Origin of the sequence: Erythrobacter sp. BLCC-B19 (assembly GCF_028621955.1) — a bacterium.
Lineage (GTDB): Bacteria > Pseudomonadota > Alphaproteobacteria > Sphingomonadales > Sphingomonadaceae > Erythrobacter.
On the sequence record NZ_CP117516.1, the window covers coordinates 1329857 to 1343321 of the forward strand.

General features: G+C 66.6%; 10 protein-coding genes. 7 read left to right on the forward strand and 3 right to left on the reverse strand.

Going from position 1 to position 13465, the window contains the following annotated elements:
- Positions 1–25 precede the first annotated feature (25 nt).
- Positions 26–2875 carry a DNA polymerase I gene (gene polA / locus PS060_RS06185; RefSeq protein ID WP_273986238.1) on the forward strand — a complete coding sequence of 950 codons (2850 nt, stop codon included), beginning with the start codon at positions 26–28 and terminating at the stop codon, positions 2873–2875.
- 55 nt (positions 2876–2930) lie between these two features.
- Here polA and PS060_RS06190 read toward each other — a convergent pair whose 3' ends face one another.
- The gene (locus PS060_RS06190; protein ID WP_273986239.1) at positions 2931–5237 is read right to left on the reverse strand and encodes a CDC48 family AAA ATPase; all 2307 of its coding nucleotides are present in this window, start codon (positions 5235–5237) and stop codon (positions 2931–2933) included.
- 552 nt (positions 5238–5789) lie between these two features.
- Here PS060_RS06190 and PS060_RS06195 point away from each other — a divergent pair.
- The 6 genes from PS060_RS06195 to PS060_RS06220 are packed head-to-tail and all read left to right on the forward strand — an operon-like array spanning position 5790 to position 10959.
- Positions 5790–6512, forward strand: a complete 723-nt coding sequence (locus PS060_RS06195; RefSeq protein WP_273986240.1) for a CoA transferase subunit A — start codon at positions 5790–5792, stop codon at positions 6510–6512.
- A complete protein-coding gene (locus PS060_RS06200) occupies positions 6512–7630 on the forward strand; it encodes a hypothetical protein (protein WP_273986242.1) in 1119 nt (372 codons plus the stop codon). The genes PS060_RS06195 and PS060_RS06200 overlap by 1 nt, the downstream gene beginning before the upstream one ends.
- A gap of 4 nt (positions 7631–7634) precedes the next feature.
- On the forward strand, positions 7635–8243 hold the full coding sequence (locus tag PS060_RS06205) for a hypothetical protein (RefSeq protein ID WP_273986243.1): 609 nt from the start codon (positions 7635–7637) through the stop codon (positions 8241–8243).
- A gap of 19 nt (positions 8244–8262) precedes the next feature.
- The gene (locus PS060_RS06210; RefSeq protein WP_273986244.1) at positions 8263–8919 is read left to right on the forward strand and encodes a CoA transferase subunit B; all 657 of its coding nucleotides are present in this window, start codon (positions 8263–8265) and stop codon (positions 8917–8919) included.
- Positions 8919–9803, forward strand: coding sequence for an alpha/beta hydrolase (locus PS060_RS06215; RefSeq protein WP_273986245.1), 885 nt, complete (start codon positions 8919–8921; stop codon positions 9801–9803). The genes PS060_RS06210 and PS060_RS06215 overlap by 1 nt, the downstream gene beginning before the upstream one ends.
- A 4-nt stretch (positions 9804–9807) precedes the next feature.
- Entirely contained in the window at positions 9808–10959 is a 1152-nt protein-coding gene (locus PS060_RS06220) for a CaiB/BaiF CoA transferase family protein (protein ID WP_273986247.1), read from the forward strand.
- On the opposite strand, the gene PS060_RS06225 is transcribed toward PS060_RS06220, so the two are convergent.
- Positions 10956–12146, reverse strand: coding sequence for a DUF418 domain-containing protein (locus PS060_RS06225; RefSeq protein ID WP_273986249.1), 1191 nt, complete (start codon positions 12144–12146; stop codon positions 10956–10958). The two genes, PS060_RS06220 and PS060_RS06225, sit on opposite strands and share 4 nt — an antisense overlap.
- A gap of 22 nt (positions 12147–12168) precedes the next feature.
- Positions 12169–13380, reverse strand: a complete 1212-nt coding sequence (metK, locus tag PS060_RS06230) for a methionine adenosyltransferase (protein ID WP_273986250.1) — start codon at positions 13378–13380, stop codon at positions 12169–12171.
- Positions 13381–13465: the final 85 nt, after the last annotated feature.

Below are 13465 nucleotides of genomic sequence, written 5' to 3' on the forward strand. Positions count from 1 at the left end.
CCTGCGTCCCCTGCTAGCAGGCAGCATGGCCGAAAAGCAGCATCTCTATCTCGTCGATGGCTCCTCCTACATCTTCCGGGCCTATCACCGCCTGCCCCCGCTGACGAACCCGGAAGGCACGCCGGTCGGTGCGGTCTATGGTTACACCACGATGCTGTGGAAGCTCGCCGCCGATCTCGATGCGGCGGACGGCCCGACCCACCTTGCCGTGATCCTCGATGCCAGCGGCGAGAGCTTCCGCAACGATATCTACGAGCATTACAAGGCCAACCGCCCCGAGCCGCCCGAGGATCTGAAGCCCCAGTTCCCTCTGATCCGCGATGCCACCCGCGCCTTCAGCCTGCCGTGCATCGAGGTGCCGGGACTGGAAGCTGACGATCTGATCGCCACCTATGCCCGCCGCGCGCAGGAACGCGGGTGGGATGTCACCATCGTCAGCTCCGACAAGGATCTGATGCAGCTGATCGGCGAGGTCGATGGTAGCCGCATCGACATGCTCGACACCATGAAGAACCAGCGCATCTGGCTGGAGGAGGTCGAGGAGAAGTTCGGCGTCCCGCCGCACCTCGTCGGCGATGTTCTGGCGCTGATGGGCGATTCGGTCGACAATGTGCCGGGGATTTTCGGGATCGGCCCGAAGACCGCGAGCAAGCTGATCGCCGAACATGGCTCGCTCACCGCCGCGCTGGATTCCGCGCCCGCGATGAAGGCCGGGAAGCTGCGCGACCGTCTGATCGAAGGGCGCGGGGATGCGGAACTCAGCAAGGTGCTGGTGACGCTCAAGGAAGATTGCGATCTCCCCCAGCCGCTCGATGAAATGAAGCTCGGCCCCGTCCCGCCCGAACCGCTCGCCGCCTTCCTTCAGACCCACGGCTTCACCTCTCTGCTGCGGCGGCTGGATGCGGGTCATGGCAGCCCATCGCGTGCGACCGACTTGAACCCGCCCAAGCCCACCACCGCCAGCGCTGCCGCGCCCACCGGGGGCGCCGAGGGCAACCGTCAGCCGCTCCCCGAAATGCCGCCCATCGATCACGCCGCCTATGAGACGGTGCAGACGAGGGAGCGGCTCGAAGCCTGGGTCACCCGCGCCCGCGCCGCGCAGGTGGTGGCGGTCGATACCGAAACCAGCTCGCTCGATGCGATCCGCGCCGATCTGGTCGGGGTGAGCCTCGCGCTTGGCCCCAATGATGCCTGCTACATTCCCCTCGGCCACGGCGGGACGGATATGTTCGCGCAGAAGCCCGAACAGGTGCCGATGACCGAGGCCATCGCGCTGCTCAAGCCGCTGCTGGAGGATGAGGCCGTCCTCAAGATCTTCCAGAACGGCAAGTATGACCTCAACGTGCTGGCGCGGCAGGGGATCATGGTCATCCCCATCGACGATACCATGGTGATCAGCTTCGATCTCGACGCGGGCCGCGGCGAGGATGGCATGGGCGGCGGCCACGGGATGGACGAACTCTCGCAGCGCCATCTCGGCCACACCCCGATCCCGTTCAAGGAGCTGTGCGGCAGCGGCAAGAAGGCGATCTCTTTCGCCGAAGTGCCCCTCGACCGCGCCACCGCCTATGCCGCCGAGGATGCCGACGTGACTTGGCGGCTCCACGCCCTGCTCAAACCGCGCCTGTCAGTGGAAGGCGGGAGCAAGGTCTATGAACGGGTTGACCGCCCGCTGATCCCGGTGGTCGCCGCCATGGAGCGCGAGGGCATCCGGGTCGACCGCGCAAGGCTCGCCAAGCTGTCGGAGGAATTCTCGAAGGAGATCGCCCGGCTCGAGGGCGAGATTCACGCAATCGCTGGGCAGGAATTCACCGTCGGCAGCCCCAAGCAGCTGGGCGACATCCTGTTCGACAAGATGGGCTTCAAAGGCGGCAAGAAGGGCAAGAGTGGGCAATATTCGACCGACCAGTCGGTGCTCGAAAACCTCGCCAAGGATGAGGCCGCCAAGCCCATCGCTGACAAGGTGCTCGAATGGCGGCAGCTGTCGAAACTGAAATCGACCTATACCGATGCGCTGCAAGAGGCGATCAACCCCGATACGGGCCGCGTCCACACCAGCTACAGCCTCGTCGGCGCGCAGACCGGGCGGCTGTCTTCCACCGACCCCAATTTGCAGAACATCCCGATCCGCACTGCCATCGGCCGGCAGATCCGCGAGGCCTTCGTGCCCGAACCGGGCAATGTGCTGCTCGCGGCGGACTATTCGCAGATCGAGTTGCGGCTTGCAGCGCATATGGCGGGCGTTGACACGCTCAAGCAGGCTTTTGCGCAAGGCGAAGACATCCACGCCCGCACCGCGCAGGAAATGTTCGGCGAGGTCACCCGCGACACCCGTGCGCGCGCCAAGACGATCAACTTCGCGATCCTCTACGGCATCAGCCGTTGGGGTCTCGCCGGTCGGCTGGAGGTCGAGCCGGACGAGGCGCAGGCGATGATCGACACCTATTTCCAGCGCTTCCCCGGCATCCAGCGCTATATTCACGAGACTCTCGAGAGCGTCCGGGCGCGCGGTTATTCCGAGACCTTGTTCGGCCGCAAGACGTGGTTCCCCCGGATCAATTCGAAGAACCAGGCCGAAAGGCAGGGGTCAGAGCGCGCCGCGATCAACGCGCCGATCCAGGGCACCAGCGCCGACATCATCAAGCGCGCGATGGCGCGGATGCTCCCCGCGCTGGCCGAGGCGGGGCTGCATGATGTGCGGATGCTGCTTCAGGTGCACGACGAATTGGTGTTCGAACTGCCCGAGGGGCGGGTGGAGGCTGCCACCCCGATCATCCGGCAGGTTATGGCCGAGGCGGCGCTGCCTGCGGTGGAGCTGACGGTGCCGCTCGGCGTCGAGATCGGCACCGGGCTCAGCTGGGACGCGGCGCACTGACGCAGGAGCGGGCGCCGCAAATGTTTCACGTGAAACATTTGCGGAACACCGGGCGTCAGTCGTGCTTCTTCTCCCGCGTGGGCTTGAGCATCTCGGGCGAGAAGAACCCGATCGGCTGCACCGCCGCGGCGCGCTTCTTCAGTTCGCCGCGCATCTTGAGGTATTCGTCCTCCATCTCGGGCGTCACGGTGGCGCGCGAGTCCTTCAATGCGGCAGCGAAGTCCTGCGCTTCAACCGCGGTGACTTCTCCGCCCACGCGGCGCAGCGCGGCAAGGCCGGCGCGGCGGACGAGGTCTTCGAGATCGGCCCCGGTAAAGCGCTCGGTCTCCGCGGCAAGGCCCGCAAGATCGACGTCATCGGCCAGCGGCATCTTCGCCGTGTGGATGCCGAGGATATGCTCGCGGCCCGCCTTGTCGGGGGTGCCCACGTAAACCAGCTCGTCGAAGCGGCCGGGACGCAGAAGCGCCGGATCGACCAGCGTCGGGCGGTTGGTCGCGCCGATCACGACCACCGATTGCAGCTCTTCGAGGCCGTCCATCTCGGCGAGGATGGTGTTGACCACGCGGCCCGTGACCTGCGGTTCGCCCTGGCCTGAGCCGCGCGCGGGGACCAGGGAGTCGATCTCATCGATGAAGACGACGCAGGGCGCCACCGCGCGGGCGCGGGCGAAGAGCTTGGCGATCTGCTGCTCGCTCTCGCCATACCATTTGGAGAGGAGGTCGCTCGATTTCATCGAGATGAAGTTCGCCTCGGCCTCCTTGGCGACCGCCTTGGCGAGCAGGGTCTTGCCCGTTCCCGGGGGGCCATAGAGCAGGAAGCCCTTGGCCGGACGGATGCCGAGGCGGCGGAAGGCATCGGGGTTCTTCAAGGGGAGTTCGATCCCCTCCTTGAGCTTGCCCGTCGCCTCCCCCGCGCCGCCGATGTCGTCCCAGCCGACATTGGGCACCTGCACCATCACCTCGCGCATCGCGCTCGGCTGGACGCGCTTGAGGGCGGCGAGGAAATCCTCGCGGCACACGTAAAGATCGTCGAGCACGTCCTGCGGGATGGTGCGTTCATCAAGGTCGAGGCGCGGCATGATCCGCCGCACCGCCTCGATCGCCGCCTCGCGGGCCAGCGCGGCGATGTCGGCGCCGACAAAGCCATGGGTGACGCGGGCGAGTTCATCGAGGTCGAGCCCTTCGCCCATCGGCATCCCGCGGGTGTGGATGCCGAGAATCTCGCGCCGCCCGCGCTGGTCGGGAACGCCGATCACGATCTCGCGGTCGAAGCGGCCGGGACGGCGCAATGCCTCGTCAATCGCGTCGGGGCGGTTGGTAGCGGCGATCACGACGAGATTGGCGCGCTTTTCCAGCCCGTCCATCAGCGTGAGCAGCTGGGCGACGAGGCGCTTTTCCGCCTCGCCCGGCACCTGCGTGCGCTTGGGCGCGATCGAATCGATCTCGTCGATGAAGATGATCGCCGGGGAGGCGCGGGTCGCTTCCTCGAACACTTCGCGCAGGCGCTTTTCGGATTCGCCATAGCCCGAGCCCATGATTTCCGGGCCGTTGATTATGAAGAACTCGGCGTCCGATTCGTTCGCCACGGCCTGCGCCAGCCGGGTCTTGCCCGTGCCCGGCGGGCCGTGGAGCAGCACGCCCTTGGGCGGTTCAACGCCGAGGCGGATGAAGAGCTCGGGGTAGCGAAGCGGCAGCTCCACCATTTCGCGCAGGGCGCGGATGGTCTCCTCCATCCCGCCGACGTCGTCGTAGTTGACGACGGCACGGCCATCGCGCGGTTCCTCGAACTCGGCGCGCAGCTCGACCTCGGTGTTCTCGTCGATATGGACGATGCCCTTGGGCGTGGTCGAGGCGACGGTGAGGCGGATCTGCGTCAGGGCATAGGCGGGCGCGCGCAGCAGCTGGCGCACATCGGCGGGCATATTCTGCACCGGCTGCTGCCCCGTGGTGGCGACGAGATCGCCAGCCACCAGCGGGCGGCGGAAGAAGTTGCGCTTCAGCGCCTGGGTCGGCCCCTGAAGGCGCATTTCGCGCTGGGCCGGGGCGAAGACCACGCGGGTGGCAGGGCGCGATTCGCCGCGCGCGATCTCGACGTGCTCGCCCGATCCGCCTTGCGCATTGCCGCGCTGGAGCCCGTCGAGGCGCACCACGTCGAGCGCGTCATCTTCGGGATAGGCGGCCATGGCGACGGCGGCGGTGACGCGCTTGCCGCGGATTTCGACCACATCGCCCTCGGTGATGCCGAGCTTCTGGAAGGCGGCGCGCGGGATGCGGGCGATCCCGGCCCCGGATTCCTCCTGCCGCGCAGGCGCGACCTGCAAGCGCACGGTGCGGGTCGGGGCGGTGGTTGCGGCATCGGCCATGGGGGCATTCCTGTTCAGCGGTTTCAATGCCGATAGCTAGGAAGGCGGGCCAGCGAATGCAATTGGCGGCAGGGCGTGCCGCGCGTCAGCGAGGATGGTGGCGGAGGGGCAAGAAAAAAGCCCGGCGCGTTCCTGCTGCGGATCTGTGCCGGGCAAGAAAAAAGCCCGGCACGGGGTGCCGGGCTTGAAAAGTTTGGGAGAGGATGCCTGAAAGGCACTGTCTAATTGCCCCACGCGGTCCGATTGTGCAAGTGCGAAAGATGCGTATAAGGTTGCAAAGTATGCAACCTACCCCCCGAAACGTGCAGATTTGTGCGCAAACTTGCAAAGTTCTGCCCAAACGCGCGGCAGTCGCTTAAAAAAGAGGCAGAAAATCGCTTTATGACCGTTTTGCGTCGCAACATGAAAGTTGATTCGACTTTGCGCGCCTGCAGGCGTGACAGCGCCCACCGAACGCACTAATCATCGGTTCGATCCCGCGCCCGCGGCGCGCCTCCGGGCGTCACCTTGGGGCGACCATACAAAACCACAATTGGGGGCAGGCAGGCCGCAATGACCAAGATCTACTCCGACGCCGCCAGCGCGCTCGCGGGCGTGCTGCGTAATGACATAATGATCGCTGCGGGCGGTTTTGGCCTGTGCGGCCTGCCCGAGCGGCTGCTGGACGCGATCCGAGACAGCGGTGTGACGGGCCTCACCTTCGCCAGCAACAATGCCGGGATCGACAACGAGGGCATCGGCAAGCTGCTGCGCACGCGGCAGGTCAAGAAGATGATCAGCTCCTATGTCGGCGAGAACAAGGAGTTCGAGCGGCAATATCTGAGCGGCGAGCTCGAGGTCGAATTCTGCCCCCAGGGCACGCTCGCCGAACGGATGCGGGCAGGCGGCGCGGGCATCCCCGGTTTCTACACCCGCACCGGGGTCGGCACCGAAGTCGCCAAGGGCAAGGAGCACAAGGATTTCCCCGACCGCGATGGGGTGATGCAGACCTACATCCTCGAACACGGCATTTTCGCCGACCTCGCGATCGTCAAGGCGTGGAAGGCGGATGAGACCGGGAACCTCGTGTTCCGCAAGACCGCGCGCAATTTCAACCTGCCGGCCGCGACCTGCGGCAAGGTGTGCGTCGCCGAGGTCGAGGAAATCGTGCCCGCGGGCGCGCTCGACCCGGATCAGATCCATTTGGCAGGCGTATTCGTGAACCGGCTTGTGCTGGGCGCGCCTTACGACAAGAAGATCGAGTTCCGCACCGTTCGTGAGAGGGAGACGGCGTGATGGATAAAAGGCTTTTGGCGCTGCCGCTGCTGCTGCTGGCGGGAACGTCGCTTTCGGGCTGTGTGGCAGCCGCGATTCCCGCGCTCGCAGGGGCCGGGATGATCGGCACGCGGGTCGATGGCAAGGACGCGGGCGAGGGCAAGGAAGCGGCCAAGGGCACGGTCGAGGTCGCGCGTCCTGCTACCGTTGACGCGCCAACGCCCGTTGCTGCTGCCCCGGCCCCCGCTCCGGTCAAGCCGCAAGCTGTGCCCGCGCCGAGCATTGCGGTGGTGACCGCGCCGGCGATCATGGTGCCGCCCCCGGCCCAGCCTGCGCCCAAGCCTGCGCCCAAGCCTGCGGTTGTCCCCCCACCGGCACCGGCGCCGCAGATCATCGCTGCGCCCAATTCCCCGGCCCAGCCGGCCCGTGTCCCGGCTCCGGCACCTGCGCCCGCTCCGACTGTCGCGCCCGCGCCGGCACCGCCAGCGATGATTGCGGTCGTGCCCAACATGGTGCCGCCGCCGTCCGGCCTGCGCGAAGCCCGAGCCTATCCCGATCCGTCCAACCCGATCAGCCCTGACCGGTTCAGCTTTGCGCGGTTCGTGCGTCACGCCCAGGCCGCGGCTCTGGGCGCCAAGGGCGGGGCCGATCCGCTTTCGGCGATCCTGAGCGACCCGCTTGCGCTCGACGGCAAGCGGCGGCGCTGTTCGGCAGGCGAACAGCAGGTCGTGGTGATCGATCTCGACCCGGCAGGCGGCCTGTTCAGCCCGCCCGCCAATCCCGCCAAGCAACCGGGGCTTGCCATCGGTCTTGCCGTGCTGCGCGAGGCCGGGGTGGAGATCGCCTGGCTCTCGGATATGCCGGTCAACGAATCGGGCAGCCTGCGCAGCGCGCTCGAACTGTCCGGCCTCGATCCGCGCGGGCAGGACATCATTTCGCTGCGCCGGGACGAGGCTGACAACAAGCAGCAACGCCGCCAGAACCTCGCCGGGATCGCTTGCATCATCGCCATCGCCGGGGATGAGCGCCCGGATTTCGACGAACGCTTCAAATATCTGCGCAACGCCGAGGCCGGAGTCGGGATCGAGCCGGTGATCGGTGACGGATGGTTTCTGATCGAGCCGCTGCTGGGGGAGTGAGGGGGTGAGACCCGTCTTGCGCGCCCTCGCCGTGCTGGCGGCGGCGCTGGCTTTGCCGGGGCCGCTCGCGGCCGAAGCGGTGGCCCTGCGTCATTCGCCCTGGCTGGCTCTGCGGTTCGAGCAGGGCGGGGCCGAGGTGCCGCTCGCCAACACCGATCTGCTCCGCAGCGAGGTGACGCTGGCGCGCGCGCCCTTCACCATTGTGCTGCCGGTGCGCGGCGCGGATGACACCTACATGATTGCCGGGTGGACGGACGAGGGCATCTTTACCGCTGCCAAAGCGAGCGCGCGCGCAGGCCCTGAACCTCTCACCGAGCTGCCGCCCTATTTTCGCGAGGGCACGGGCATGGCCGATACAGCTGCAGGGTCTGGCGTGCTGATGCTGAACGCCGAGGGGCACAACCACCTCTATGGACTGCGGCTTGGCCCCGATTACTATCGCCATGCCGTCAGCTTTTCCGCAATCGGGTCGCATGATGCCAACGGCGACTGGCGCGAAACCCCGATCAGCGCCGCCAAAGGCCCGGTCTATCTCGTCGCATGGTTCGACGAAGACGCCGACGGCATCATGCGCCATGGCGAATTCGAATTTCTCGTCCTCAATTTTCGTTAGTATTCAGGAGTTTTCCCGCATGGCCGATGCCGCAACCCTTACCGGCTGGACCCGCGACCAGATGGCCGCCCGCGCCGCGCGCGAGCTGAAGGACGGCTATTACGTCAACCTCGGCATCGGCATCCCGACGCTGGTGGCGAACCATATCCCCGAAGGGATGCTGGTGACCCTGCAGAGCGAGAACGGGATGCTCGGCATCGGGCCGTTCCCCTATGACGATGAGGTCGATCCTGACCTTATCAATGCGGGCAAGCAGACCATCAGCGAACTGCCGCACAGCGCCTATTTCGACAGCGCGACCAGTTTCGCGATGATCCGCGGCGGGCATATCGACCTTACCGTGCTGGGCGCGATGGAAGTCGCCGAGAACGGCGACATCGCCAACTGGATGATCCCGGGCAAGATGATCAAGGGCATGGGCGGGGCGATGGACCTTGTCGCAGGGGTCAAGAAGATAATCGTCGTGATGGACCACACGTCGAAGGACGGGACGCCCAAGTTCATCCCCGAATGCACCCTGCCGCTGACCGGGGCGGGCGTGGTCGACATGGTGATCACCAACCTCGCGGTGTTTCAGCGCCCGGCCAAGGGTGAGCCTTTCCGCCTGATCGAGATGGCCCCCGGCGTGACCGAAGCCGATATCGCCGCGACCACCACCGCGCATTACATCGTCTGATGAAGCGGAAACTGGCGCTTGGCGGGCTCGCGGTTGTCGCGGCGATCGGCGGCTTTCTGGCCTTCACCTCGCCGCCGCGGCTGCTGTCGCATTATGACCGGATCGCCGGTGGCACGGCAGGGGCTGCGCTGGTGGCCGAGGGCGTGGCTTTCGGCTCGCACGGACAGGCGCTCGACATCTGGGCGCCTGATCCTGCTCCGGCGGGCAAGGCACCGGTCGTGATCTTCTGGTATGGCGGCGGCTGGGCCAAGGGTGACCGCGCCTCCTATGCTTTCGCGGGCCGCGCTCTGGCACGCGCCGGGTTCCTGGTGGTCGTGCCCGACTATCGCAAGGTGCCCGAAGTGCTGTTTCCGGCCTTCCTCGACGACGGAGCCGAGGCGGTCGCCTGGACCCAGGACAACATCGCCAAGCACGGCGGCGATCCCGCGCGGCTTGCGTTCATGGGCCATTCTGCCGGTGCCTATCAGGCCGTGATGCTCGCGCTTGATTCCAAGCGGCTGACCGCGGCGGGTGCCGATCCTGCCAATGTAAAGGCGGTGGTGGGATTGTCCGGGCCTTACGATTTCCACCCCTTCACCTCCGACCGCGCGATTGCCGCCTTCAGCCAGTGGCCGCACCCCGCTGAAACCCAGCCGATCACCTTTGCCCGCGCCGATGCGCCTGCCATGCTGCTGGTCACGTCCGACGGCGACGAGACCGTGCGCCCGAAGAACGCCAACAACCTCGGCGCGAAGCTGCGCCAGCTTGGCGCTGTGGTGGAGGTGACAAACTACGGCCCGCTCGATCACGAGGAGATCGTGATGGCGCTTTCGGTGCCGTTCCGCAGCAAAGGCCCGGTGCTGGCGGATTCGGTCGCCTTCCTGAAATCGCATCTCGGGGAATAGGACGATGTGGCGCGCCGAACCCCGTAACCCCAACGCGCCGCTTGCAGGCCTCAAGGTGGTCGAGCTGGCGCGGGTGCTGGCGGGGCCGTTCTGTGGGCAGATCCTTGCCGATCTGGGCGCGGACGTCATCAAGGTCGAAAGCCCGGAAGGCGACGGCACCCGGCTGTGGGGCCCGCCCTGGGTGGAACGCAAGGACGCCTCGGGCAAGGTTCACCGCGAGGCCGCCTATTACCACGCCTGCAATCGCGGCAAGCGCTCGATCATCGCCGACTTTGGCGATGCCGACGACCTTGCTCGTGTGCGTGAGCTGTGCGCCGGGGCGGATGTGGTGATCGAGAACTTCAAGACCGGCAGCCTCGCCAAGTTCGGGCTCGACTACGCCAGTCTCGCCGCCGCCAATCCGGGCCTCGTCTATTGCTCGATCACCGGCTTCGGCCAGACCGGGCCGCGCGCGCATGAGGCGGGGTATGATTTCGTGGTGCAGGGGATGAGCGGCTTCATGTCGCTGACCGGCGAGCCGGAGGCGCACCCCGTCAAGATGGGCATCTCGATCAGCGATCTGGCGACCGGCGTCTGGGCGGCGAACGGCGTGCAAGCCGCGCTGCTGATGCGGGCGCGGACGGGCCGGGGCCAGCAGGTCGACATGAGCCTGATGGATTGCAGCGTGGGCCTGCTCGCCAATCAGGCGACCTACCTCTTCACCACCGGCCACAACCCGCCTCGGATGGGCAATGCCCACGCGCAGGTCGCGCCCTATGGCGTGTTCGCGGTGAGCGATGGCCATGTGATCCTCGCGCCTGCCAATGACGGGCTGTTCCACAAGCTGATGGCGGTGCTGGGCCTCGATCACCTGACCACTGATCCGCGCTTTATCGCCAATGGTGATCGCACCGCCAACGCCAAGGCATTGGACGCCGAGATCGCGGCGGCGACAGCCGGGTGGACGAAGCAGGGCTTGCTCGATGCCTGCCATGCGGCAGGCGTGCCTGCTGGCCCGATCAACCGGCTGGACGAGGTCTTCGCCGATCCGCAGGTGATCGCAAGGGGCATGCGGGTGGAACTGGGCGGGATGGCGGGGGTGAGGAGCCCCTTCACCTTCTCCGATGCCGAACTGGCCTTGGACCGCCCCTCGCCGATCCACGGGGTGGACGGCTAGGACAGCGCCCGCGCGGCGCTGCGCCACAGCCGCTCGAACGGGCCTTGGCCCGCCTGCGCGACCCATGCCGGCGACCACAGCAGCATCCCCGCCACCGGCACCAGCCCGAGCGCGAAGGCCTGCCACCGGCTGACCTCCCCGAACAGCCCCAGCCCCCATGACGCGAAGATGCTCGCGAGAATAACACTCGTCATCAGATAGTTGGTGAGCGACAGCCGGCCCACCGCCGCCAGCCGCTCAGCGCCTGCGCCGCTGCCGAGGAAGGCCATGGCGAGCGCGGCGTAACTCACCGCCAGCAGCATATCGAAGGGGGCCGACAGCACCAGCGCCACCGGGCCGACCACCGGCGCGGCAAAGCCGCTGCGCACCAGCCACACGGCCAGTCCCAGCAGCCCCGGCAGCGCCACCAGCGCAGCGAGGCCCGCCGCGCGTTGCAGCCGGAAGATGCGCCACTCGCCCTTCAGCATGGCGGCCCGCCATAGCCCCATCCCCAGCGCCATCGCCGACAGGTTGAGCGGGAGCGCCGCCATCAGAGCGGTGAATTGCGCCGGGATTCCGGTGATGCGGCGCGCCACGCGATCCGGCAGGCTCTCGCGCCCCTGTTCCAGCAGCATCACGATGGTCGGCGAATCATGCCCGAACTGCCGCTCGGCCCACAAGAGCGCGTCGGTGCCGGTGTAGCCGAGGTAATGCAGAACCAGCGGCGTGCCGAGCGCCACCATGCCGAGCGCGACGTGCACTCCCAGCAGCCCCAGCGCCACCGTCACCAGCGCGCGGGCCGAAAGCCCGGCAAGCCACGGCAGCGCGAGGCCTGCCAGCGCATAGGCGCGCAGCACATCATTGCTGGCGAGAAGCGTCGCATGGACAAGCCCGATCGCGAACAACACGATCATGCGGGCAGAATGCGCGCGCCACGGCCGCGCGCCACCACGATCAAGCAGGATCAGGCATCCCGCGCCGAACAGCATCGCGAACAGCGTGCGGAACTTGTCTTCGATGAAGACAAAGCTGGCCAGCCACACCCAGGCATCGACCGGGCCGACCGCGCCATAGGCGTTCGGGTTGTAATAGGCTGGCCCCGGAAGAGCGAAGGCATGGACGTTCATGCCGACGATCCCGATCACCGCAATCCCGCGCAGCGCGTCAAGCGCGAGGATGCGGGGCGGGGGCGGAGAGGGTGCCGTCATGGACAGCACCCTTACCGCAAATTCAGCCCAGCGCAGCCTTCAGATCAGCCACCAGATCAAGGCGCTCCCACGGGAAGAAATCGCCTTCCGGCGTGCGGCCGAAGTGGCCGTAGGCCGCCGTCGGCTGGTAGATCGGCTTGTTGAGGCCGAGATGCGTGCGGATCGAGCGCGGGGTCAGCCCGCCTAGCTTGGCGATGCCGAGGATCGCTTCCTCGATCTTGTCGTCGCCAACGGTGCCGGTCTCGTGCGTGTCGACATAGAGGCTCAGAGGCTTCGACACGCCGATCGCATAGGCGATCTGGATGGTGCAACGCGTGGCAAGGCCCGCCGCAACCACGTTCTTGGCGAGATAGCGCGTGATATAGGCCGCCGAACGGTCAACCTTGGTCGGGTCCTTGCCGCTGAACGCGCCGCCGCCATGCGGAGCCGCGCCGCCATAGGTGTCGACGATGATCTTGCGGCCCGTCAGACCCGCATCGCCATCCGGGCCGCCGATTTCGAAGCTGCCGGTGGGGTTGATGAAATATTCGGTCTCGCGCAGCAGCACCGGCGGGATCACGTCGGCGACGACCTTCTTGACGTAGGCTTCCAGTTCCGCCTGCTTGGCCGGGTCGTTCTCGTCATAGCCCTTCTTGTGCTGGGTCGAGACCACCACGGCGGTCGCGGCGACGGGCAGCGAACCTTCATAGCGTAGGGTCACCTGGCTCTTGGCGTCAGGTTCAAGGAAGGGAGCCGCGCCCGAATGGCGGTCGGCGGCCATGCGCTCAAGGATCTTGTGGCTGTAATAGAGCGTCGCCGGCATATAGCCCGGCGTCTCGTCGGTGGCATAGCCGAACATGATGCCCTGATCGCCCGCGCCTTCATCCTTGTTCTCGCCCGCGTCCACGCCCTGCGCGATGTGGGCGGACTGGCCGTGCAGGTTGTTCTCGAAGCGGAAGGTCTTCCAATGGAAACCGTCCTGCTCATAGCCGATGCGCTTCACTGTGTTGCGGACGACCTGTTCGATCTCTTCCTTGGCGCCCTCGGCCCATTCGCCGTTCTCGAACACGCCCTTGCAGCGGATTTCGCCCGCCAGCACGACGAGCTGGGTGGTGGTCAGGGTTTCGCAGGCGATGCGCGCTTCGGGGTCTTTCGACAGGAACAGGTCGACGATCGCGTCCGAAATCTGGTCGGCAACCTTGTCGGGGTGGCCTTCGGACACGCTTTCGGAGGTGAACAGGTAATTGGTGCGCATGATGTCCCCCGGGGGCTGGAATGGGCGGTGCGGAGCGGGTGATGGGCACCTTATAGAGATATAAGGAAACCTTTATGTCCCGCTT